This is a genomic window from Methylibium sp., from assembly GCF_965279545.1.
Classification (GTDB): domain Bacteria; phylum Pseudomonadota; class Gammaproteobacteria; order Burkholderiales; family Burkholderiaceae_C; genus Methylibium.
This window is the reverse complement of the sequence record NZ_OZ257250.1, coordinates 3,876,792-3,897,612: the sequence shown is the minus strand read 5'-3', so window position 1 is coordinate 3,897,612 and position 20,821 is coordinate 3,876,792. Positions and strand designations below refer to the sequence as shown.

Here is a 20,821-nt window from a genome sequence, read left to right as displayed (position 1 = left end):
GCCGAGCCGGGTCATTTGATGCGGGTGAGCGCAACCGGGTATCAGGCCACGCGGGACAGGGCCGACACCACGTCGGACTGCGTCAGCATGCCAACCAGGCGCGCCTCGGGCCCGACGATCGGGATGTGGTGGTGCCCGCCCTGCGCGAACAGCGGCACCAGCTCGGCGACCGGCCGGTCGGCGCTGGCGACGCGCACCTGGCGCGTCATGATCTGGCCGACCACTTCGGGCTTGCTGCTGTGGGTGGCGGGTGTGCGGCGGATGAAGCTGCGCAGCCGCTGGGACCAGCCGTCGTGCACGTCCAGATCGGCATGGCGCAGGAAGTCGGCCAGCGTCACGATGCCGATCACGCGCTGCACGCGGTCGACCACCGGCAAGGCCTTGATGCGGTGCCGGTGCAGCAGTGCCCAGGCCTCCTGCAGCTCGGTGCCGAACGAGACGGTCACGACCTCGCGCGTCATGATGTCCTCGCACAACGTCGCCCCGAAGCGCCGCCGGTAGGCCTCGCCCTCGGCCGCATGCAGCAGCGCGACCAGATCGTCGCGGCTCACGTCGATCACCTGGCCGTAACGCTCGAGCACCGCGTCGAGGTCGGCGTCGCTGAAGCGGTGCGCCTCGTCGCCGCCCTGCCCCGGAGCCGCAGCCTGCTGGGCGTGCGGATAGGGCCTTCGCGTCGCACTGTTGTAGACCGCGCCGGCCAGCACCAGCAGCACCGAATTGACGCCGGCCGGGAACCACGCGAAGCCGAACGAGCCGACGCCGGCCAGGGCGGTGAGCAGCGCCATCGCGCCGCCCGGCGGGTGCAGGCAGCGCAGCGCGAACATCGCGCCGATGGCCACGCCCACCGCGACCGCGCCGGCCCAGGCCGGGTCGGGAATCAGGTGCGCGCAGGCGATGCCGATCAACGCCGAGATCGTGTTGCCGCCGACCACCGACCAGGGCTGCGCGAGCGGGCTCGCAGGCACCGCGAACACCAGCACGGCGCTGGCGCCGAGCGGCGCCACCAGCCAGGGCACCGCGGCAGCGGGCCATTGCGCCGCAACCCAGCGGCTCAGCAGGCCCGTGAGCAGCAGGCCCAGCACGGCGCCGAGCGCGGCGCGCGTCCGCTCGGTCGGTCCGACCGGCAGGCGCGCCGGCAGCCAGGCGCGCAGCGGCGGCCAGCTCATCGAGCAGTGCTGCAGCGCCGTCAGCCCGCGACGCCCACGCCGGCGGCCTGCGCCTGCTGGTCGGCGTGGTAGCTCGATCTCACCATGGCGCCGACGGCGGCGTGGCTGAAGCCCATCGCATAGGCCTCGGCCTCGAAGCGCTTGAAGGTCTGCGGCGTCACATAGCGCCGCACCGGCAGGTGGTGCCCGCTGGGCGCCAGGTACTGCCCGATGGTGATCATGTCGATGTCGTGCGCGCGCATGTCGCGCATGACCTGCAGGATCTCCTCGTCGCTCTCGCCCAGCCCGACCATGATGCCGCTCTTGGTCGGCACGCCGGGGGCGAAGGCCTTGAAGCGCTGGAGCAGCTCCAGGCTGAACTGGTAGTCCGAGCCGGGCCGAGCCTCCTTGTACAGGCGCGGGGCGGTCTCGAGGTTGTGGTTCATCACGTCCGGCGGGGCGGCTTTCAGGATCTCCAGCGCGCGGTCGGCGCGGCCGCGGAAGTCGGGCGTGAGGATCTCGATGCGGGTGGCCGGGGAGAGGGCCCGCACCTGGCGGATGCACTCGACGAAGTGGGCCGCGCCGCCATCGCGCAGGTCGTCGCGGTCGACGCTGGTGATGACGACGTAGCCGAGCCCGAGCGCGGCGATGGTCTTGGCCAGGTTCAGCGGCTCGTCGGGGTCGAGCGGGTCGGGGCGGCCGTGGCCGACGTCGCAGAACGGGCAGCGCCGGGTGCACTTGTCGCCCATGATCATGAAGGTGGCGGTGCCCTTGCCGAAGCATTCGCCGATGTTGGGGCAGCTGGCCTCCTCGCAGACGGTGTGGAGCTTGTGCTCGCGCAGGATCTGCTTGATCTCGTAGAAGCGGGTGCTGGGGCTGCCGGCCTTGACGCGGATCCAGTCGGGCTTCTTCAGCACCTCGGCGGCCACCACCTTGATCGGGATGCGCGCGGTCTTGGCTTGGGCCTTCTGCTTGGTCAGCGGGTCGTAGGACGCTTCGCCTGCAACCGGCGAAGAAGCGACAGGGGCCGAGGCCGGCGCAGAGGGAAGCGTGTTCATGGGTGTGGGCGCGCGATGTCAGGGGCTGAGATAGCTCTCGAGCCGGTCACCGAGGTCGGCGGCGGCGCGTTCCGGATCGACAGGGACTCCGATTGTAGAAAGGTCGACCGTGCGCAGCCCGGCGTAGCCGCAAGGGTTGATGCGCTCGTAGGGGCTCAGGTCCATCGCCACGTTCAGCGCCAACCCGTGGTAGCTGCAGTGGCGCGACACCTTGATCCCCAGCGCGGCGATCTTGCCGATGCCGCGCCACGGGTCGCGCGGGTCGGGCGGCCCCGGCAGCGCGCCGTGGCCGAAGGGGTCGCCGAGGTTCACGTAGATGCCCGGCGCGCCGGCGACCCGGTGACCGGTGACGCCATGGCCCTCCAGCGTCTTGATCAGGGCCTGCTCGAGCCGGAACACGTATTCCTTGACGAAGATGCCCAGGCGCTGCAGGTCGACCAGCGGATAGGCCACCACCTGGCCGGGGCCGTGGTAGGTCACCTGCCCGCCGCGGTTGCTGGCCACCACCGGGATGTCGCCGGCGTCGAGCACGTGCTCGGCCTTGCCGGCCAGGCCCTGGGTGAACACCGGCGGGTGCTCGCACAGCCACAGCTCGTCCGGCGTGCCCGGCGTGCGCGTCTCGGTGAAGGCGCGCATCGCCGCGAAGGTCGCCGCGTAATCCACGCAGCCCAAGGACTTTCGCAGCATCGCCCTCACACCCGATCGGCCGGCCGCCAGCGCGTGCGCGCGACGAACACCGCACCGGCCGCCTGCAGCGCGGCGATGGCAGCGCCCAGCCAGCCGCCGCCCTCGGCGCCCAGCGGCTGCAGCAGGCCGGCCAGCGCGTGCAGGCCGGCCGCGTGCAGCAACCACGGCAGCACGAGGTTCAGCACCACCAGCACCACCAGCGTCGTGCTCTCGGCCCGCCGCGCGCGCGGACCCCAATGGATCGCACAGGCCAGCGCCAGATCGCGCAGCGCCAGCAGTGCCCAGGTCAGCGGCAGCCCGGCGAGCGCCAGCGCGCGGCCGATCCCCGTCGGCGGCAGCACCGGCGCCAGCAGGCTCGCCACCAGCCCCCCCCCCAGTGCCAGCGCCAGCGACGCCAGCATCAGCGGCAGCCGCTCCAGCGTTGCGGTGTCCAGCGCGCCACCGGCGCGCCAGCGGGCAGCGAAGCGCTGCCACAGGCCGAGCTGCGGCGGCTCGATGAAGAGGCTCAGGTAGGCCGTGGTCGTGGCGCAGGCCGTCACGGCGAAGGCCACGCGCCACACCGCGCTCTCGTCCGGCCAGAAGCCGGCAGCGAACACCGCCAGCCAGGCCTGGAAGCCCAGCCAGGCGAACGGCCGCAGCGGCAGCTGCAGCACACCCGCCATCAGCCGCTGGGCGCCGAGCACCGCCCAGGCCGCGAACACCACCGCCGTCGCCGCGTAGAAAGTCGCCGCGCCGAAGCTCAGGCCCCACCAGCTCAGCACGCCGGCGGCCTCGTGCCGCGGCAGCGCGCCGAACCACGGGAAGACGACCAGCAGCACGATCCACCACGCGCCGCCCCGCCGCGCTGCCGTGCCGCCGCGTCGCAACGCCGCCAGCGCAACGATCAGGCTCACCGCCTGCAGGCCCACGCCGGCGGCCACCATGCCGACCAGCAGCGCCCACGACAGCCCCACGCCCTGCGCACCACTCGACGCCAGCCACACCGCGAGGCAGAGGGCGCCGCCATACCACGCGAACAGCGTGCCGCCGAACAGCTTGCCCCAGGTCAGCTGCCACGGCGTCAGCGACGACAGGCGCTGGGCATCCCAGGTCGCCTCGCTGACCTCGTCGAGCAGCGCGGCGCTGGCCAGCCGCGCGCCGTAGAAGCCGACCAGCAGCACGAAGCCGGTCTGCGCGATCGTGGGCAGTGCCGCCGGGCTGGCCAGGCCGACCGCGGCGAACACCAGCGCCAGCACGGCCGGCATGCCGAGCAGCCGCGCGGGCGAGAACTCGAGCCACAGCTGACGCTGGAACTCCGGATTGCCGGCCGCGAGCGCGCGCATCATGCAACACCCCCCGCGTTGGCAGGCACCCCGGCCACGCTGCGCAGGTAGCTCTGCTGCAGGTTCTCGCGCTGTTCGGCGAAAGCGCTGACCGCGAAGCCGGCGCCGATCAGCCGCGCCAGCAACGCCGCCTGGTCGGCATCGGTGCCGCTGAACGCGAGTTCCAGGTTGTGGGCATCGGCCAGGCCCGCCCGCAACCCGGCCTCGTGCGCCAGCCAGGCCTGCGCCTGTGCGGCCGCCGTCAGCAGACCGATGCGCAGCCGACGCACCGCACGCTCACCAACCGCCGGCACCGCGACGGCGGCCAGGGCGCGGTGCTCGACCACGCGGCCATCGCGCAGCATCAGCATGTGGGTCGAGTACTCGTCGAGCTCGGCCAGGATGTGAGACGACACCAGCAGGGTCATGCCCTCGTCGCGCAGGCTGCGGAACAGCGCCGCCAGCCCGGCCCGCGCCTCCGGGTCCAGGCCCGAGGCCGGCTCGTCGAGGATCAGCAGCTGCGGCCGGTGGATCAGCGCCTGACCGATCGCCACGCGCTGGCGCTGGCCGCGCGACAGCGCGCCGCACGGGCGGTCGAGCAGGTCGGTGAGCCCCAGGCGTTTGGCGACCCGCGGCACGGCGGCAGCGGCGGCCTCAGGCGTGGCGCCGTGCGCGAGCGCGGCGTAACTCAGGGTCTGGCGCACGCTCAGCGCCATCGAAACGCCGAAGCTGTCGGCCAGGAAACCGAGCTGGCGGTGGCTCTCGCGGGGCTGTGCGATCACGTCGATGCCGGCGACGGTGATCGCGCCCGACAGCGGCGTTTCCAGGCCGGCAATGCAGCGCATCAGCGTCGTCTTGCCGGCGCCGTTCGGCCCCACCAGCGCGGTCACGCTGCCATGCTCGATGCGGCAGCCGAGCGCATGCAGCGCACGCTGGGTGCCGTAGTCGTGGACGAGGTCGGCGACCTCGACGAGCGCGCCGGCGCTCAGAGCACCACCTTGACCATCGGGTGCGTGCTCAGCGTGCGGTAGAGCTCGTCGAGCTGCTCGCGGCTGGTGGCGGTGACGGTGAGGGTCAGGCCGAGGTAGTTGTTGCCCTTGCTCGGCCGCGCCTCGACCGTCTGCACGTCGAATGCCGGATCGAACCGCAGCGCGATGTCGACCATCGCATCGAGGAAGCCCTCGGCGTTGGACCCCATCACCTTGATCGGGAAGGCGCTCGGGTACTCGATCAGCGATTGCTCGGGAGGGATGGCCTTCATGGTCTGCTGCCGCTGCGTCTGGCGGGCACGCCGTTGCGGCGCCCGCGATGGACGGATTGTCCCGCAGCCGTGAAACCCCCTCAGGCGCTGCGGCTCAGATCGACTGGACCGGCTTGGCCCTTTGATAGGCCTCGTGGAGCCGGGCGTACACCGGCCCGGGCTTGCCGCGCAGCGTGCCGTGCCCGACCAGCTCGCCGTCGAGCCGGGTGACCGCCAGCACTTCCTTCATCGCCGAACTCAGCAGCAACTCGTCGGCCGAGAAAACCTCGCCCTCGCCAACCGGCCGCAGGCTGTAGCCGATGCCGCACTCCTCGCACAACTCCGCCAGCAGGTCGACCCGCACGCCCTCGAGCAGCAGCTCGCTCTTCGGCGGGCCGATCAGCGCGCCCTCCTTCACCAGCCACACGTTGGACGCCGCGGCCTCGGTCAGGAAGCCGTCGCGAAACAGGATGGTCTCGGCGGCTCCCTTGTCGGCCGACATCTGCCGTGCCAGCACGTTGCCGAGCAGTGAAATGCTCTTGATGTCGCCGCGCTCCCAGCGGAAGTCGCGCGCGCTGATGCAGGCCACGCCGGCATGGCGCTGCTCGGGCGTCGGCGGCTTCGCCGGGCTGCTCATCATGAAGACCGTGGGCGCGATGTCGGCCGGCATCGTGTGCTCGCGCAGCGCCACGCCGCGCGTGACCTGCAGGTAGACGAGCTGGTCTGCCGCGCCGCTGTGCTCGTGCTGGGCGGCCACCAGCCTGCGCATGCGCACCAGCCACTCCTCGCGGGTGTGCGGCGCGGCGATGCGCAGCTTGGCCAGGCTGCGCTCCAGCCGCGCCATGTGCTCGTCGAAACGGAACAGCCGCTGCGCATAGACCGGCAGCACTTCGTAGACGCCGTCGCCGAACATGAAGCCGCGGTCGAGCACGCTGACCTTGGCGTCCGCCAGCCGCGTGTAGTCGCCGTTCAGGTAGCACAGCGACTCGGCAACGCCCGCGGGCACGGAACTGGGCAGCAGGTTCATGGCCGCAGCGTAGGCCGGTCGGCGGCAATCGACAAGCGTTTCATCCGGCCCGCGTCATTTGATCCAGAGCCGCAGCGAATCCCAGGCGCGCCCCAGCAGGCCGGCGCTGTCGACGTTCTCCAGCACCGTCAGCGGCAGCTCGGCGACTGGCGCCCCGCCGGCCGTCACCTTGATGCTGCCGACCACCTGGCCCCGGGCAAGCGGCGCCACCAGCGGATCGGTGCGCGAGATGTCGGTCTTGAGCTTGTCGCCCTCGCCCTTGGGCACGCTGACATAGACGGCGTTCGCGCTGCCGAGCTTGGCGGTGTTGGAGACCCCCTTCCAGATCGGCGGGCTGACGACGGCCTGGTTGGCGTCGAACAGCTTGATGGCGTCGAAGGCGGTGTAGCCCCAGTTGAGCAGTTTCTGGCTTTCATTGGCACGCCCCTCCATCGACGCGGCGCCCAGCACCACGCTGATCAGCCGGCGCGGGCCGTTCGGGAAGTCGCGCTTGGCGGTGGTGATCATGCAGTAGCCGGCGGCGTCGGTGTAGCCGGTCTTCAGGCCGTCGACCGAGGGGTCGCGGTAGAGCAGCAGGTTGCGGTTGGGCTGCTTGATCTTGTTGAACGTGAACTCGCGCATCACCGAGTAGCGCAGGTAATCGGGGAAGTCCTGCACCAGCCGGGTCGCGATCACCGCCAGGTCGCGCGCCGTGCTGGTGTGCCCGGCAGCGGGCAGGCCTTCGGGGTTCTTGAAGGTGGTGGCCTTGAGGCCGAAGGCCTGGGCCTGGCGGTTCATCATCGCCACGAACTGCTCCAGCGAGCCGCCCACGCCCTCGGCCAGCACCACGGTGGCGTCGTTGCCGCTCTGCACGATCTCGCCCTTGAGCAGGTCGTCGACCGTGATCTGGCTGTTGAGCGGCAGGAAGCTGCGCGACGCACCGGTCATGCCGGTGCGCCAGGCGCGCTCGGACACCGGCAGCGTCTGCGTCAGCGTGATCTTCTTTTCCTTCAGGGCCTGGAACACCAGGTAGGCGCTCATCAGCTTGGTCAGCGAGGCCGGCTCGATCGGGCTGTCGGGGTCCTTCGCGGCGAGCACCTGGTTGGTGGTCACGTCGAACAGCAGGTAGGAGCGGGCCGCGATCTCGGGCGGCTGCACGGCCTGGGCCTGGGCCGCGACGCCCGTGAGAGCGCTGGCAGCAGCGAACAGAAGAGCGAACAGTCTTTTCATCGGGGTCTCTGCAACGGGAAACGGGAGCGGACAGCGCGCCGGTCAGGAGGACCAGCCGCGCACCACCAGCGACTTGAGCAGCGCGAGCTGCCCATGGAAGAAGTGGCCGACACCGGGGATCACCGTGACCGGCAGGCCCTGCGGGCGCGCCCAGTCGAAGGTGGCCGACAGCGGCACCACGTCGTCGGCCTCGCCGTGGAGGATCAGCGTGTCGGCCTTGAGTTCCTCGGGGACGGCGGGCACCTGCTGCTTCAGCGTCGACGGGGCGACGAGCGCGAGCCGGCGCGGCCGCGCCTCACCGACGAGCTGCGCCGCGGCACTGGCCGCGACGAAGCCGCCGAACGAGAAGCCGGCCAGCCACAGCGGCAGCGCCGGATCGCGTTGCGCCGCAATGACCGCCAGCGCGTCGTCGAGTTCGCCGCGCCCCTCGTCCCAGGCGCCGGCCGACGCGCCGACGCCGCGGAAGTTGAAGCGCACGCTGCGCGCGCCCAGCTGCAGGCCGGCGCGCGCGAGCGTCTGCACCACCTTGTTGTCCATCGTGCCGCCATGCAAGGGATGCGGGTGGCAGATCACCAGCACCGCGCGCGCCGGGCCGGCCGGCGCATCGAGCGCGCATTCGATGGCGCCGGCGGAGCCGCTCAGCGTCAGGCGCTGGGTCTGGACATTCATCGGGGCATCGACCGATCGGGGCGGTGCGCCGTGGCGTCAGCGGCCCACATCGGGCGGCAGCAGCAGCCGCTCGACGATGCGGCCGTGCTTCAGGTGGGATTCGACGATCTCGTCGATGTCGTGCGCATCCACATAGGTGTACCAGGTGCCTTCGGGGTAGACCACCGCCACCGGCCCGCCGGCGCAGCGGTCCAGGCAACCGGCCTTGTTGACGCGCAGCTTGCCGGGCCCCATCAGGCCGGCGGCCTTCGCCTGCGACTTGCAGCGGGCGAAGCCGGCCTCGGCATCGTGGTCTGCGCAGGCCGCCTCGCCGTCGCGCTTGTTGAGGCAGAAGAAGATGTGGCGCTCGTAGTAGCTCATCGGCGAATTGTAGGTTTGAGGCTATTCACCCCGCGCCGCGACACGACCGAGCAGGTAGGCGAGTGTCGCCCACGGCCACAGCCAGCCCACCCACTGCGACAGGCCGTGGAAGCGGATGAAGCGGCCCTGCTCCCACGACTGCAGGCTGGCGGCGTAGTAGGCATCGCCGGGCGCCATGTTGACCAGCGCGACGCCGAAGCTGATGACCAGCAGCGCCACGGCGGCGACGACGCGCGCCGGCAGCCACGCCAACAGCACCGCCACGATGCCGGCCACGCCGATGGCCGGCAGCACGGGCGGCGTCAGCCACGTCAGTGCGTGCTCGGGCCCGAAGTTCAGCGCCGTCGACAGCGTGGTGGCGGCGGCGCCCAGCAACAGGGCCCCGGCCAGCAGCACCAGCCGGCGCGGGCCAGGCCGCGTCAGCGTGTAAGCAAGCAGGCAGGGCGCCAGCAGACCCGCCGCCACACCCAGCAGTTCGAGGCCCGGCGCCAGGGGCTCGCTGGCCGAGGCCGCCGCATCGAGCCAGCCCTCCCAGGGCGTGCCTTCCAGCCCTTCGGCAAGCAGATCGCGGGCACGGTCCAGCACGTGACCGAGGCCGAAGGGCAAGGGCGGCGGGAACAGCAGGCCGAAGGGCCACAGCAGCAGCAACGTCAGCCCCGCGCCGCGGTCGCGCAGCAACCAGCGCTCGCGCCAGCGCTGCCAGTGGCCGAGCACCCCGAGCGCATGCAGCGCGAGCATCAGCACCGCGCCGATCGCCGCGCCCGCGGTGTTCAGGCTCCAGTCGATGATCGATGGCACCCGCCGCGGCAACAGGTGCTGCAGTGTCTCGAGCGTGTAGCTCAGGCCGCTGGACACCACGACCGCGGTGACCCAGGCCAGCCAGACCCGGCAACCGCCACGCAGCAAGCCGGCCACCAGCAGGGCGCCGAGCGGCACATAGGCCATCAGGTTGCTGACCAGGTCGAACTGGCTCACGCCGCGCGGCTTGGGCAGCGGCAGCAGCCACCAGCTTTCCACGTTCGTCGGCCATTCCCAGCCGATGAACGGATGCAGGCTGGCATAGACCATCAGGCAGGCACAGGCCGCCGCCAGGGGCCAGGCCGAGCTGCTGCGGTGACCCGCCATGCACCCTCTCCCGTAGCGTTGACAGGCCCTAGAACGGCTTGACGACGACCAGCACGACGATCGCGGCAAAGACCAGCACGGACGCTTCGTTGAAGAAGCGGAACCAGCGGTGACTGCGGCGGTTGGTGTGCAGCTCGAAGGTGCGCAGCAGCCGTTTGCAGGCGTGGTGGTAGCCGACCGCGCCGACCACCAGCGCGAGCTTCGCATGCAGCCAGCCGTTGCCCGGCCCGCGACCGATGCCATAGCCGAGCCACAGCCACAGGCCGAGGCCGAGCGCCGGGACCATCAGCAGCGTGCTGAAGCGGTAGAGCTTGTGCGCCATCAGCAGCAGCCGCTCGCGCTCGGCATGGCTGTCGGCCGGCACCATCGCGAGGTTGACCAGCAGCCGCGGCAGGTAGAACAGCCCCGCAAACCAGCACGCGACGAAGACGATGTGAAAGGCTTTGATCCAGAGCATCGGCCGCATTATGGGCGGCAGTCCCGCTGCCGAACACCCGCCGACAGCGGCCGAAGGCCGCTGCGGCGCAGGCCGCTCGCAACGCGAAGCGCCCGCGGAGGCCATAAAAAAGCCCCGGCGCAAGCCGGGGCTGGAAAGCCTGGCGCTGTCACACGTTCAGGCTCCTGCTCAGGGAGGTGAAGCAGGGAATGAACGCCTTGCGACGTATCATTCGGCGGCAATTTTAGCAGCGCAGGGCCTGCGATTTCCTGTCAGATGCGCGGCGCAGACTGGCGGTTCGGGGTCTCTTCGTCCCGCCTCCCTTTCAGCGCCTCGCGCCCCCACCGGTCACGCCCGTGAGTTCATTCCCCCAACGCTTCCCCGCCACGCGCGCGCGCCGCCTGCGCCGCGACGATTTCACCCGCGCGCTGGTGCGCGAACACGCGCTCACCGCATCGGACCTGATCCTGCCGGTGTTCGTGCTCGAAGGCAGCAACCAGGCCCAGGACGTGGCCTCGATGCCCGGCGTGCAGCGCCTGAGCCTGGACCGCCTGCTGCCGGTGGCCGAGGCCTGCGTGCGTGAGCGCATCCCGGTGATGGCGCTGTTCCCGGTGATCGACCCGGCGCGCAAGACCGAGGACGGCCGCGAGGCGATGAACCCCGAAGGCCTGGTGCCGACCGTCGTGCGCGAGTTGAAGCGCCGCTTCCCCGAACTGGGCCTGCTGACCGACGTGGCGCTCGACCCTTTCACCACCCACGGCCAGGACGGCCTGCTCGACGCCACCGGCTACATCCTCAACGACGAGACGGTCGCGGTGCTGACGCAGCAGGCGCTGGTGCAGGCCGAGGCGGGTGTGGACATCGTGGCGCCGAGCGACATGATGGACGGGCGCATCGGCGCGATCCGCGACGCGCTGGAGGCCCGGCGCCTGATCCACACCCGCATCATGGCCTACAGCGCCAAGTACGCGAGCGCCTTCTACGGCCCCTTCCGCGACGCGGTCGGCTCGGCCGGGAACCTGGGCAAGAGCAACAAGAAGGTCTACCAGATGGACCCGGGCAATACCGACGAAGCCTTGCGCGAGGTGGCGATGGACCTCGCCGAAGGCGCCGACATGGTGATGGTCAAGCCCGGCATGCCCTACCTCGACATCGTGCGGCGCGTGAAGGACGAGTTCCGCGTGCCGACCTTCGCCTACCAGGTGAGCGGCGAGTACGCGATGCTCAAGGCCGCCGCCGCCAATGGCTGGCTCGACGGCGACGCGGTGATGATGGAGTCGCTGCTGGCCTTCAAGCGCGCCGGGGCCGATGGCGTGCTGAGCTATTTCGCGCTCGAGGCCGCACGGACGCTGAACGCACGGTGACGACGGGATGCGGATCTTCCACATCAGCGCGGACCAGTTCACCGAGCTGACCGCGTTGCCCGACACGCTGCCGCCCACCGGCTACCTGTGGATCGGCAGTGCGCGGCGCGAGTTCGAGGTCGGCGTGGCGGTGCTGCAGGCCGCGCTGCAACGCTGGACCGGCGGGCAGCTGGTCGACCTGCACGTCTCCGACCTGCTGAACAACCAGCTGCCCTCGCACTTCGACTACACCTCCTGGTACGACGTGATGGTGTTCCGCCGCCTCGCCGCCGGCAGCGGCAGCAGCGGCCTGTTCCTCGACGATCAGCAGGGCACGCTGGCGAGCGCCAGGCGCGCGCTGGAAGCCATCGACACCAGCCCCGTGGGCTTCGCGCTGTTCGACCGCGTGCTGCTCAGCGTGCACCCGACCGACTGCCAGGTGCGCGAGTTCTTCGCGAACCGCTTGGCGCAGGCGGGCCAGGGCAGCGATGCGCGCGCCGCGGGCGTGCGCATGCCGGCCGGTCCGGCCGACCTGATGCTGCGCATGGTCAACCACATGGTCGACAGCTACCTGGAGCTGCGCCGCCTGCTGACCCGCCAGCTCGGCTACCTGCAGCAGGAGCTGTTCCGCCCGCGCAGCCACTTCAGCGACTGGCAGGTGCTGCTGGACTCGCGCAACGCGCTGCACCTGCTGGAGGACACCTGCGAAGACCAGCGCAGCGCGGTCTCCGAGTGGATCGACGCGCTGGACGAATGGCCCGACGAAACCGAGCCGGCCGCCAAACGCGAGCGCGAGCTGCTGCGCGTGCGCTCGCGCGACGTGCTCGAACACATCGAGCGCGTGCTCAGCCACGTGCGCCGCCTCGAGAGCTCGGCGGAGGGCGCGGTGCAGATGCATTTCTCGGCGCAGAGCAACCGCACCAACGAGATCATGCGCACGCTGACCGTGCTGACCGCGGTGTTCATGCCGCTGAACCTGATCACCGGCTTCTTCGGCATGAACTTCGATTTCCTGCCGCTGGTGCACAGCGGCACCGGCATCTGGATCACGACCGTGCTGATGGCCGTGCTGGCGATCGGGCTGGTCGTCTACTTCCGGCGCAAGCGCTACCTCGAACGCGGTCGCTGAGGCGAGCGCCCCGTTCCCGAGCGCGACCGGGGCCGCGTCGGCATTCATACCCGGTCGCGTTCGCCCGTATCAATCATCCGGCGCCCGAAGCGTCCACCGGCCAGCCGCCTGCAGGTACCGCGCAGTGCTGTGACGGGTCGTTGTGTGGAGTGAAGTAAGGAGGCGAGCCGGGCAGGACACCGAAGGCCGCAAGGAGCCCTGGCCCTGGGGCTTCAAGCCGATGCGTTTGGATGCATGCCGGATCAGCCCGCGGCGGCGCGGCCGGCCCAGATATCGAAGGCCCGCAGCGACAGCGCAGGGCTGATCGCCTCGCCCTGCAGCTCGTCGCACAGCTCGTGCGCGAGGAAAATGCGCTGGGACTCGTTCTCCACGCCCTCGGCGATGACGGTGATGTCGAGGCTGCGCGCCATCTGGATGATGGCGCGCGCGATCGCGACCGAGCCGCGTGCCTCGGGCAGATCGACGACGAAGGAGCGGTCGATCTTCATCTTGTCGATCGGCAGCGACTTCAGGTGACCGAGCGACGAGTAGCCGGTGCCGAAATCATCGACCGACAGACGGATGCCCAGCGCCTTGAGCTGTGCCAGCTTGCCGCCGACCTCGGGCAGTTCGTCCATCAGCATGCGCTCGGTCAGCTCGAGCTCGAGCAGCCGTCCGGGCAGGCCGACGTCCTGCAGCGCGCGCGCCACCGTCGCGACGAAATCGGGCGCCTGGAACTGCATCGCCGACAGGTTCACCGCCACCGGCACCGAGCACACGCCCTCGTCGTGCCAGCGCCGCGCGGCACGCGCCGCCTCGCGCATCACCCAGTCGCCGATCGGCAGCATCAGGCGCTGCTGCTCGGCGAGCGGGATGAACTGGTCGGGCAACAGCAAGCCGCGCTCGGGGTGCTGCCAGCGGATCAGCGCCTCGGCGCCGACCAGCACGCCGTCACCGGCGCGCACCTGCGGCTGGAAGTGCAGCACGAACTCGCCGCGCTCCAGCGCCTGGGCCAGCTCGCCCTCCATCACCAGCGCCGCATAGGCGTTGCTGGCGAGCGCGGGGTCGAAGAACTGGTAGGTGGCGCGACCGCGGGCCTTGGCGCGGTACATCGCGGTGTCGGCGTGCTTGATCAGCTCGGCCGGCGTCTGGCCGTCGCCCGGGAACATTGCGATGCCGATCGAGGGCGTGACCGAGATCGGCCGCCCTTCCTCGGCGTGCAGCGGCACCTCGATCGCCGCCAGCAGCTTGCGTGCGACGTCGATCACGTCCTCCTGCCGCGGGCCGCCGCCGAGCAGCACCATGAATTCGTCGCCACCGAAGCGCGCGACCACGTCGCTGGCGCGCAGCACGGCGCCGATGCGCTGCGCCACCGTCTGCAGCAGCGCGTCGCCCGCCGGGTGGCCGAGCGAGTCGTTGACGCGCTTGAAGTGGTCGAGGTCGATGAACAGCAGCGCGAGCGGCTCGCACGCCTCGCGGGCACGCGCCATCAGCTGGTCGATCTCGGACATGAAGGCCAGGCGGTTCGGCAGGCCGGTCAGGGCGTCGTGGTGCGCCAGGTGATGGATGTGCGCCTGCGCGGCGTGGCGGTCGCGGATGTCGCGCACGATGGTCATGCGCAGCCGCTCGCCGCCGCGCACCATGGTGCGCACGATGAATTCGACCGGGATGCGCTGGCCCGACTTGTCGATCAGCGCACTCTCGTAGGCCGTTTCCTGCCCGGAAACGATCACGGCGGCCACCTTGCCCGCCTGGTCGGGGGCGACGAAGTCCAGCGTCTTGCGCCCCAGCAGCTCGTCGAGGCCGTAGCCGACCAGCGCGCTGACCGGTGCGTTGGCGTCGGTGATGAAACCGTCCTTGTGAAAGACGATGCCCTCGGCGCTCGCCTGCATGAACTTGCCCAGCCGCTCCTCCGATTCGCGCACCGCCTGTTCGGCGAGCCGGTGGCGGGTGATGTCGGAGATCAGCACGAAGAAGGCGATCACGCGGCCATCGGCCGCGAGCTGTGGCAACAGGTGCACCTCGAGCCACTGCGTGTCGCCATCGGCCCGCGCGAGCCGCCGCTCGTAGACGACGGCCCGGCGCTGCTGCAGGACGGCGTCGAGCTGCGGCTGGATCTGGCGCACCGCGGCCTCGCCGATGACCTGGGCGATCTGCAGGCCGATGATCGATTGCTCGTCCTGCCCGAAGGTCTGGGCATAGGGCTGGTTCGCGAACAGGCAGCGTTGCTCGCGCGCGTCGTAGCAGGCGATCAGGGCCGGCACGCTGTTGGCCAGCAGCCGGAACTGCTCGGCCTGCGAGCAGGCCGCGAGTTCGGCGCGCTTGGCCTGCGAGGTGTCGTGGAGGACGCAGATCCACAGCTCGAGCGGTGCGTGCCACTGTGCGGCGCAGTCGATCCAGGCCTCGCGCGGCAGGTCGGATGCCGCCCCGACCGCACGCAGCAGGCTCAGCTGCAGTGAAAACCCGTCGCCGTGCTTCAGGGCCGCGAGCAGGCCGCCGCGCGAGCCGTCGGGGAACACCCGCTGCCAGCCCGCACCCTGCGCCGCCACCGCGGACAAGCCGGTGAGCGCGCTGAAGGCCCGATTGACCCGGCGCGTCAGGCCGTCCCGTGTGAGCAGCAGCACCGGACTCGGCAAAGCGTCCCAGAGGGACAGCTCGTCGGTGTGCGCAAGCGGGAGGGCGGACATTGGTTCGGGAGGCGCGGCGAACCATCATAGGGGGTGCTGCTCGGCGGGTCGATGCGGCCGAACCCTGCGGCGGCGCACTGGCGCCTGGCGACTCGACGGACCGGCTCACGCCGGCGCCGGACAGGCACCTAGGCGCGACCCATCACCTCGCGCGCCAGGCACAGGTCGTCCCACGCACGCGCCTTGTCGGCCGGGTTGCGCAGCAGATACGCCGGGTGATAGGTCACGATGGTCGGCACGCCCTGGTAGTGATGGACACGACCGCGCAGGCGGCCGATCGGCTCGCTGGTGCGCAGCAGCGACTGCACCGCGAAGCGCCCCATCGCCAGGATCAGCCGGGGCTGCACCAGGGCCACCTGGCGGGCGAGGTAGGGCGCGCATTGCGCCACCTCGTCCGGCAGGGGGTTGCGGTTCATCGGCGGGCGGCACTTCAGCACGTTGGCAATGAAGACCTGCTGCTCGGGCCGGGCGTCGGCGTTGTCGACCCGGCGCGTCAGGCCGAGCGCACGCAGCATGTTGTCGAGCAGCTGGCCGGCCTTGCCGACGAAGGGCTCGCCCAGGCGGTCTTCCTGTTCGCCCGGCGCTTCGCCGACCACCATCCAGTGCGCCTGCTCGTGGCCGACGCCGAACACGGTGTTCGTGCGGCCTCGGCTCAGCGCGCAGGCAGTGCAGTCGGCGACCGCGGCGCGCAGCGCGGTCCAGTCCATCGTCTGGACCCCCACCGGCCGAGCGCCCCGATCGGCCGCAACGGCCTCCCGTGCCGGCACATCGCTGCCAGATGCCCGGGCCACCGGGCCGGCCGTCGGGTCCTGCGAGGCGGGCGCCTCGCCGCCCACCCGCTCGGCGGGGCGGGTAGAGGGGGGCGCCACGTCAGCCGGAACGGCAGCGCGGTGCTCGCCGGAGTGGGGAGACGGCCACAGCCGTATCCCCATCTCCGCGAGCATCCGCGTCTGCCGCTCATCCCAGGCCATGCACCACCTCCGGAATCTGCAGGCTCATCACCACGGCGTCTTCGCGCTGCCGTCCACGCGCCGGGTAGTAGCCGCGGCGCAGGCCGATGTTGCGAAAGCCGTAGCGCTCGTACAGCGAGCGGGCGCGCAGGTTCGAGATCCTCACCTCGAGCCACAGTTGCGAGGCGCGGTGTGTCCGCGCGATCGCGCGCAACTCGTCGAGCATGTAGCGTGCGTGACCGCGTCCCTGCATCGCCGGCGCGACACTCAGGTTGAGCAGATGCAGTTCGTCGACGCCGAGCATCGCGACGAAGTAGCCGACCATCCCGTCCTGCGGCGTGCGCAGCACCTGCGCCGGATAGCCGGCCCGCAGGGAGTCCAGGAAATTGCCGTGCGACCACGGGAAATCGAAGATCGCCTGCTCGATCGCCATCACGGCATCGAAATCCCGCTCGACCAAGGCGCTCAGCGTGCGCGGCTGCGGCTGCAGGACGGCGTTCAAGACGGCTCCCTGCCGCGGGCCTGTGCCGTGACTTGCGCCTGGCGCAGGGCCATCCGCTCGGCCGTGGTCTGCGCCACCCGGTCGCGCACATAGAGCGGCAGCGCGCAGGCGGCGTCGACCTGCTCGCCGCGGGCCCAGGCCGCGCGGGCGAGCGCCAGCAGGGCGGCCGCGCGCGGTGCGCTGTCGGGCCAGGATGCGCCCGGCAGCCCTGCCCAGGCCCCGGCATGGGCGAGCAGCGAACTGCCTGCGATCTGCTGCGGCCGGGCCTCGCCGGCGATGCGTGCGGCCAGCGAAGCCGGCTCCCGCAGCGCTGGCGGCTCCAGCACGGTCCAGCCCGTATCGGCCCAGCGGTAGCGCGCTGCGTACGCCTCGCCCATGCGCGCATCGACCGCCACCCAGAGCTCGTCGGCCGCGCCCTGGCGGCGCGCGTCCTCGGCCACCGCCATCAGCGTGTCGAGCATCAGGACCGGCCGACCGGCGCCAAAGGCCAGCCCCTGGGTCACGGCGCAGGCGGCGCGCACGCCGGTGAAGGCGCCGGGGCCGCGCCCGCAGCCGATGGCGTCGAGATCGCGCAAGCCGAGCCGCGCCTCGGCCAGCAGCGCCATCAGCGCCGGCAGCAGGGCGCTCGAGGCCAGCGCCCCGCCCGGCAGCGCACGCACCCAGGCCCGATCGCCGCGGCACAGACCGAGGTGCAGCGTCTCGGTGGCGGCGTCGAGCACCAGCAGGCGGGGCGTCATGCACGGGCTCCGGTTGACGACACAGGGTCCGCCACGCCCAGAGCGCACGGCAGGCCGACGACGCGGCACTGCAGGGTCGTGACGAGCGGGGCGTGGGCCGGGCGGGCCGACGCGTGGGCCGCGGCGAGCCATGACGGCCTGGCGCGCGGTGGGGCCGCGCGGACCCGGTCAACTCCGGTGGCCCGCGGGCCAGACAGCGGGCTGGGTCGGGAGTCCATGCCTCAGTGTAGCGGCGGCGCGGCCGCCGGCCACGACGCACCCGCCCGCTACCATCGCGCCCATGACCCGATGCCCGAGCCGCTTGTGGCGCTGCCTCATGGGGGCTGCGGCCCTGGCCTGGGGCGCGGCGGTGGCGGCCGGCCCTGCGCCATCGGCGCCGCGGGGCGAGTTGCCGGCGGCCGTGCAGGCCGCGCTCAGGCGCGCGCAGCTGCCCGCCGATGCGCTGGTCGCCTACGTCGCCGAGCTGGGCCCGCAAGGCGCGGCGCGCACCGTGCCGCGCCTCGCGCACCGCGCGCAGCAGCCGGTCAACCCGGCCTCGCTGATGAAGCTGTACACGACCGGCGCCGCGCTCGACGTGCTGGGGCCGGCCTGGACGTGGGCCACGCCGGTGCTGACCACCGGCCCGGTGGTCGACGGTGTGCTGCAGGGCGATCTGCTGATCCAGGGCCGCGGCGATCCGACGCTGGTGATCGAGCGGCTGTGGCTGCTGCTGCGGGAGGTGCAGCAGCGCGGCATCCACGAGATCCGCGGCGACATCGTGCTCGACAGCAGCGCCTTCGTGCTGGACAGCGCCGACGCCGGCGATCCGGCCGACTTCGACGGCGAACGCCTGCGGCCCTACAACGTGCGGCCCGACGCCCTGCTGCTGAACCTCAAGTCGATCACGCTGCGCCTCGTTCCCGATCCGCTGCACGGCGTGGCCCGCGTCAGCGCCGACGTCGCGCTCGCCGGGGTGCAGATCGACACGGCGGTGCCGCTCGTGTCCGGCGAATGCGGTGACTGGCGTGCAAGCCTGAGACTGGACTTCAGCGATCCGGCGCGGTTGCGCCTGACGGGCCTCTATCCGGCAAGTTGCGGCGAGAAAACCTGGCCGGTGGCCTACGCCGAGCCCGGCAGCTACAACGTGCGGCTGGTCGCCGGCGTGTGGCACGAGCTCGGGGGACAGCTCGCCGGCGGCGTGCGCAACGGCGTCACGCCGCCGAGCGCGCTGCCCCTTTTCGAAGTCAACTCGCCGCCGCTGGCGGCCGTGGTGCGCGACATCAACAAGTTCAGCAACAACGTGATGGCACAGCAGCTCTTCCTCAGTCTCGGGCTGGAGCAGGCAGCGCGCACCGGGCCGGTCATCTCCGCATCGGCGCAGCTGCCGGCGTCGGCACCGGTGGCAGCCAGCACCGCCGAAGCGGCGCGGGAACTTCTGCGCTCGCAGGTGCGCACGCGCGCCGCCTGCTCCGATGCGGAATTCTCGATCGACAACGGCTCCGGTCTGTCACGCCGCTCGCGCAGCAGCGCGCGCTGCCTGGGCGCCTGGCTGCAGGCACTGTGGGCCAGCCCGGCGATGCCGGAACTGATGAGTTCGCTGCCGCTGACCGGCGTCGACGGCACGACCCGCCGCCCGGGCCGCGACTGGGGCGCCGCGCTCGGCCGCGCGCACCTCAAGACCGGCTCGCTGCGCGACGCCATCGGCCTGGCCGGCTATGTGCTGGGCAGCTCGGGCCGGCGCTACGCCTTCGTCGCGATCGTCAACCACCCGAACGCCGGGACGGCGCGGCCGGTGCTCGACGCCCTGGTGCAGTGGACCGCGGACGACACCGAGCGATGAGCCCGGTCGTGCAGGACCTCATCGGCTATGCCGCCGCCGCGCTGACGACGGCCGCCTTCGTGCCGCAGGTCTGGCTGAGCTGGCGCACGCGCGACCTGGGCGGTGTGTCGCTGGCCATGTACGGCGTGTTCACGCTCGGCATCGCGCTGTGGCTGCTGTACGGGCTGGTGCTCGGCTCGGGGCCGATGGTGATCGCCAACACGGTCACGCTGGTGCTGTCGCTGGCGATGCTGGGCCTGAAGCTGCGACACCGGCGCGGGCCCCGACCTCCCGAAGCCGACTGAGCGCCCCCCCCCCCCGGCCGGCACCGGGGCCGGCAAACTCAGTGCCAGCCGGCGAGGCAGGCGGTTGGCGCTGAACCCCCGTCAGAACGGGTTGTTGGTTGCGCGCGTGACGGCGAGAGTGCCGAGGGAGGCGTGCCCGTTCACACCGAAATGGCGGTCATCGGCCCACAGGTAGTTCAGGGCCGTGGCACCCGTCACCAGCGTGCCCGGCGTTGCCGGCACGCTCGTCGTCCCGGCGGTGGGGCCGGTGCAGGAAATGGCGCTCAGCGTGGTGCAGGCGGCCGTGGACACGCTGACGTAGCCATAAGCCGAAGGGTTGTTGATCAGCAGTTGCAGTTGCTCGTCAGCCTGCACCAGACCGATCAGGCGACCGTCGTTGATCAACGCGGCACGCATGCCCGCATTGAAGCGATCCGTGATCCGCGTGAGCAGCGCGGCTCGCTCGGCGCTGACGAGGTTCTGCGCGATACCGAACGGCGTGGCCCCCAGGTTCGGCACCGTGGCGACCAGCACCCGTGCGCCCGACTGCGCCAGTGCGTTGACCTGCGTGCCCAGCACGCCACCCGCCGCTTCGGCAAGCGCCACGACGGCATCGGCACTTTGCGCCGGGTACTGCGCATAAGCGTCGAGAATGTCCTTCTGCCCCACCAGCACCGTCGCGAGATCGGTGCTCACGAAGCCCCCGACGTCGGTTCGTGCCTGAATGACCTGGGCCTGGAGCTCGGTGATCCCCGCACCGACCTGCGCGTAGATCTTTCCTCGCGGCACGGCCTCCGAGAAGGTGTTGCACTGCGCAAAGCCCATCCCGTACTGGGAGCCCAGCACCTGTATCCAGAGCGGGTAAGTGTTGCAGTCGAGCGCACCGGTCGGTGCGCCGGTCGCATCCACGGCCTGCGCATTGACCGAGTACTTGGCCCCTGCCAGGGCCGTGATCGTGCCGCCGTTGACGTCGGTCAGGTTGCCGCCGGCGATGACGCTGGATTCGTCGCCGAACACGATCAGGCGCTGCGGCACGTAGGTGCTGACACGGTCACCGCCGCCACAGCCGGCCAAGGCCAGCAGGCCGGCCAGCAGCGGCGCACACAACGCACGCGGCAGACCGCGAACGCAAGCTATCCCAACAGTCATGCTCAC

At 71.4% G+C, this 20,821-nt stretch carries 21 protein-coding genes; 4 read left to right on the top strand and 17 right to left on the bottom strand.

Features of this window, described 5'->3' with window-relative positions:
• Positions 1-41: 41 nt before the first annotated feature.
• The 12 genes from ACQY9S_RS18250 to ACQY9S_RS18195 all read right to left on the bottom strand — a co-directional run bounded on the left by ACQY9S_RS18250 (position 42) and on the right by ACQY9S_RS18195 (position 10,278).
• Positions 42-1,166 (bottom strand): HPP family protein, encoded by a 1,125-nt coding sequence (locus ACQY9S_RS18250; protein WP_428421651.1) that lies wholly within the window; start codon positions 1,164-1,166, stop codon positions 42-44.
• Between the two features lie 20 nt (positions 1,167-1,186).
• A complete protein-coding gene (gene lipA, locus ACQY9S_RS18245) occupies positions 1,187-2,203 on the bottom strand; it encodes a lipoyl synthase (RefSeq protein ID WP_428421649.1) in 1,017 nt (338 codons plus the stop codon).
• 18 nt (positions 2,204-2,221) lie between these two features.
• Positions 2,222-2,890, bottom strand: a complete 669-nt coding sequence (gene lipB / locus ACQY9S_RS18240) for a lipoyl(octanoyl) transferase LipB (RefSeq protein WP_428421648.1) — start codon at positions 2,888-2,890, stop codon at positions 2,222-2,224.
• 5 nt (positions 2,891-2,895) lie between these two features.
• Positions 2,896-4,215 (bottom strand): hypothetical protein, encoded by a 1,320-nt coding sequence (locus ACQY9S_RS18235; RefSeq protein WP_428421646.1) that lies wholly within the window; start codon positions 4,213-4,215, stop codon positions 2,896-2,898.
• Complete coding sequence (locus tag ACQY9S_RS18230) at positions 4,212-5,081, bottom strand: ABC transporter ATP-binding protein (RefSeq protein ID WP_428421645.1); 870 nt, start codon at positions 5,079-5,081, stop codon at positions 4,212-4,214. Before ACQY9S_RS18230 ends, ACQY9S_RS18235 begins: the two co-directional genes overlap by 4 nt.
• A 95-nt stretch (positions 5,082-5,176) precedes the next feature.
• Entirely contained in the window at positions 5,177-5,452 is a 276-nt protein-coding gene (locus ACQY9S_RS18225) for a DUF493 family protein (RefSeq protein ID WP_428421643.1), read from the bottom strand.
• 94 nt (positions 5,453-5,546) lie between these two features.
• On the bottom strand, positions 5,547-6,458 hold the full coding sequence (locus ACQY9S_RS18220) for an aminotransferase class IV (RefSeq protein WP_428421642.1): 912 nt from the start codon (positions 6,456-6,458) through the stop codon (positions 5,547-5,549).
• A gap of 54 nt (positions 6,459-6,512) precedes the next feature.
• Entirely contained in the window at positions 6,513-7,667 is a 1,155-nt protein-coding gene (locus ACQY9S_RS18215; RefSeq protein WP_428421640.1) for a D-alanyl-D-alanine carboxypeptidase family protein, read from the bottom strand.
• Positions 7,668-7,709: 42 nt separating this feature from the next.
• Complete coding sequence (locus tag ACQY9S_RS18210) at positions 7,710-8,336, bottom strand: alpha/beta hydrolase (protein WP_428421638.1); 627 nt, start codon at positions 8,334-8,336, stop codon at positions 7,710-7,712.
• A 36-nt stretch (positions 8,337-8,372) separates the two neighbouring features.
• Entirely contained in the window at positions 8,373-8,696 is a 324-nt protein-coding gene (locus tag ACQY9S_RS18205; protein ID WP_428421637.1) for a (2Fe-2S) ferredoxin domain-containing protein, read from the bottom strand.
• A gap of 21 nt (positions 8,697-8,717) precedes the next feature.
• The gene (locus tag ACQY9S_RS18200; protein WP_428421635.1) at positions 8,718-9,821 is read right to left on the bottom strand and encodes a VanZ family protein; all 1,104 of its coding nucleotides are present in this window, start codon (positions 9,819-9,821) and stop codon (positions 8,718-8,720) included.
• A gap of 28 nt (positions 9,822-9,849) precedes the next feature.
• On the bottom strand, positions 9,850-10,278 hold the full coding sequence (locus ACQY9S_RS18195; protein WP_428421633.1) for a CopD family protein: 429 nt from the start codon (positions 10,276-10,278) through the stop codon (positions 9,850-9,852).
• Positions 10,279-10,613: 335 nt separating this feature from the next.
• Between ACQY9S_RS18195 and hemB the strand changes: the two genes are divergently transcribed.
• On the top strand, positions 10,614-11,621 hold the full coding sequence (gene hemB, locus ACQY9S_RS18190; protein ID WP_428421631.1) for a porphobilinogen synthase: 1,008 nt from the start codon (positions 10,614-10,616) through the stop codon (positions 11,619-11,621).
• Positions 11,622-11,628: 7 nt separating this feature from the next.
• Complete coding sequence (locus ACQY9S_RS18185; RefSeq protein WP_428421630.1) at positions 11,629-12,729, top strand: magnesium transporter CorA family protein; 1,101 nt, start codon at positions 11,629-11,631, stop codon at positions 12,727-12,729.
• Positions 12,730-12,971: 242 nt separating this feature from the next.
• Here ACQY9S_RS18185 and ACQY9S_RS18180 read toward each other — a convergent pair whose 3' ends face one another.
• The 4 genes from ACQY9S_RS18180 to tsaB form a co-directional block, all read right to left on the bottom strand.
• Positions 12,972-15,395, bottom strand: a complete 2,424-nt coding sequence (locus ACQY9S_RS18180; RefSeq protein ID WP_428421628.1) for a sensor domain-containing protein — start codon at positions 15,393-15,395, stop codon at positions 12,972-12,974.
• A 128-nt stretch (positions 15,396-15,523) separates the two neighbouring features.
• Positions 15,524-16,366: a uracil-DNA glycosylase gene (locus ACQY9S_RS18175; protein WP_428421626.1), complete on the bottom strand. Its 843-nt coding sequence runs from the start codon at positions 16,364-16,366 to the stop codon at positions 15,524-15,526.
• Complete coding sequence (rimI, locus tag ACQY9S_RS18170; protein WP_428421624.1) at positions 16,353-16,847, bottom strand: ribosomal protein S18-alanine N-acetyltransferase; 495 nt, start codon at positions 16,845-16,847, stop codon at positions 16,353-16,355. The genes ACQY9S_RS18175 and rimI overlap by 14 nt, the downstream gene beginning before the upstream one ends.
• Positions 16,844-17,584: a tRNA (adenosine(37)-N6)-threonylcarbamoyltransferase complex dimerization subunit type 1 TsaB gene (gene tsaB / locus ACQY9S_RS18165; protein ID WP_428421623.1), complete on the bottom strand. Its 741-nt coding sequence runs from the start codon at positions 17,582-17,584 to the stop codon at positions 16,844-16,846. Before tsaB ends, rimI begins: the two co-directional genes overlap by 4 nt.
• A 280-nt stretch (positions 17,585-17,864) precedes the next feature.
• Here tsaB and dacB point away from each other — a divergent pair, with 280 nt between their 5' ends.
• Both dacB and ACQY9S_RS18155 read left to right on the top strand, forming a co-directional pair.
• Positions 17,865-19,403 carry a D-alanyl-D-alanine carboxypeptidase/D-alanyl-D-alanine endopeptidase gene (gene dacB / locus ACQY9S_RS18160; protein WP_428421621.1) on the top strand — a complete coding sequence of 513 codons (1,539 nt, stop codon included), beginning with the start codon at positions 17,865-17,867 and terminating at the stop codon, positions 19,401-19,403.
• Positions 19,400-19,687 (top strand): SemiSWEET family sugar transporter, encoded by a 288-nt coding sequence (locus ACQY9S_RS18155; protein WP_428421619.1) that lies wholly within the window; start codon positions 19,400-19,402, stop codon positions 19,685-19,687. The genes dacB and ACQY9S_RS18155 overlap by 4 nt, the downstream gene beginning before the upstream one ends.
• A gap of 81 nt (positions 19,688-19,768) precedes the next feature.
• On the opposite strand, the gene ACQY9S_RS18150 is transcribed toward ACQY9S_RS18155, so the two are convergent.
• Positions 19,769-20,815, bottom strand: coding sequence for a hypothetical protein (locus ACQY9S_RS18150; RefSeq protein ID WP_428421617.1), 1,047 nt, complete (start codon positions 20,813-20,815; stop codon positions 19,769-19,771).
• Positions 20,816-20,821: the final 6 nt, after the last annotated feature.

Bases quoted from the DNA above. Each gene is read 5' to 3' on its own strand.
- ACQY9S_RS18210 (WP_428421638.1), bottom strand. From the start codon at position 8,336: ATGAATGTCCAGACCCAGCGCCTGACGCTGAGCGGCTCCGCCGGCGCC.
- ACQY9S_RS18195 (WP_428421633.1), bottom strand. From the start codon at position 10,278: ATGCTCTGGATCAAAGCCTTTCACATCGTCTTCGTCGCGTGCTGGTTT.
- lipB (WP_428421648.1), bottom strand. From the start codon at position 2,890: ATGCTGCGAAAGTCCTTGGGCTGCGTGGATTACGCGGCGACCTTCGCG.
- ACQY9S_RS18220 (WP_428421642.1), bottom strand. From the start codon at position 6,458: ATGAACCTGCTGCCCAGTTCCGTGCCCGCGGGCGTTGCCGAGTCGCTG.
- ACQY9S_RS18175 (WP_428421626.1), bottom strand. From the start codon at position 16,366: ATGGCCTGGGATGAGCGGCAGACGCGGATGCTCGCGGAGATGGGGATA.
- ACQY9S_RS18215 (WP_428421640.1), bottom strand. From the start codon at position 7,667: ATGAAAAGACTGTTCGCTCTTCTGTTCGCTGCTGCCAGCGCTCTCACG.
- tsaB (WP_428421623.1), bottom strand. From the start codon at position 17,584: ATGACGCCCCGCCTGCTGGTGCTCGACGCCGCCACCGAGACGCTGCAC.
- ACQY9S_RS18185 (WP_428421630.1), top strand. From the start codon at position 11,629: ATGCGGATCTTCCACATCAGCGCGGACCAGTTCACCGAGCTGACCGCG.
- ACQY9S_RS18150 (WP_428421617.1), bottom strand. From the start codon at position 20,815: ATGACTGTTGGGATAGCTTGCGTTCGCGGTCTGCCGCGTGCGTTGTGT.
- ACQY9S_RS18155 (WP_428421619.1), top strand. From the start codon at position 19,400: ATGAGCCCGGTCGTGCAGGACCTCATCGGCTATGCCGCCGCCGCGCTG.
- dacB (WP_428421621.1), top strand. From the start codon at position 17,865: ATGACCCGATGCCCGAGCCGCTTGTGGCGCTGCCTCATGGGGGCTGCG.
- ACQY9S_RS18235 (WP_428421646.1), bottom strand. From the start codon at position 4,215: ATGATGCGCGCGCTCGCGGCCGGCAATCCGGAGTTCCAGCGTCAGCTG.
- ACQY9S_RS18200 (WP_428421635.1), bottom strand. From the start codon at position 9,821: ATGGCGGGTCACCGCAGCAGCTCGGCCTGGCCCCTGGCGGCGGCCTGT.
- ACQY9S_RS18250 (WP_428421651.1), bottom strand. From the start codon at position 1,166: ATGAGCTGGCCGCCGCTGCGCGCCTGGCTGCCGGCGCGCCTGCCGGTC.
- ACQY9S_RS18205 (WP_428421637.1), bottom strand. From the start codon at position 8,696: ATGAGCTACTACGAGCGCCACATCTTCTTCTGCCTCAACAAGCGCGAC.
- ACQY9S_RS18180 (WP_428421628.1), bottom strand. From the start codon at position 15,395: ATGTCCGCCCTCCCGCTTGCGCACACCGACGAGCTGTCCCTCTGGGAC.
- lipA (WP_428421649.1), bottom strand. From the start codon at position 2,203: ATGAACACGCTTCCCTCTGCGCCGGCCTCGGCCCCTGTCGCTTCTTCG.
- ACQY9S_RS18225 (WP_428421643.1), bottom strand. From the start codon at position 5,452: ATGAAGGCCATCCCTCCCGAGCAATCGCTGATCGAGTACCCGAGCGCC.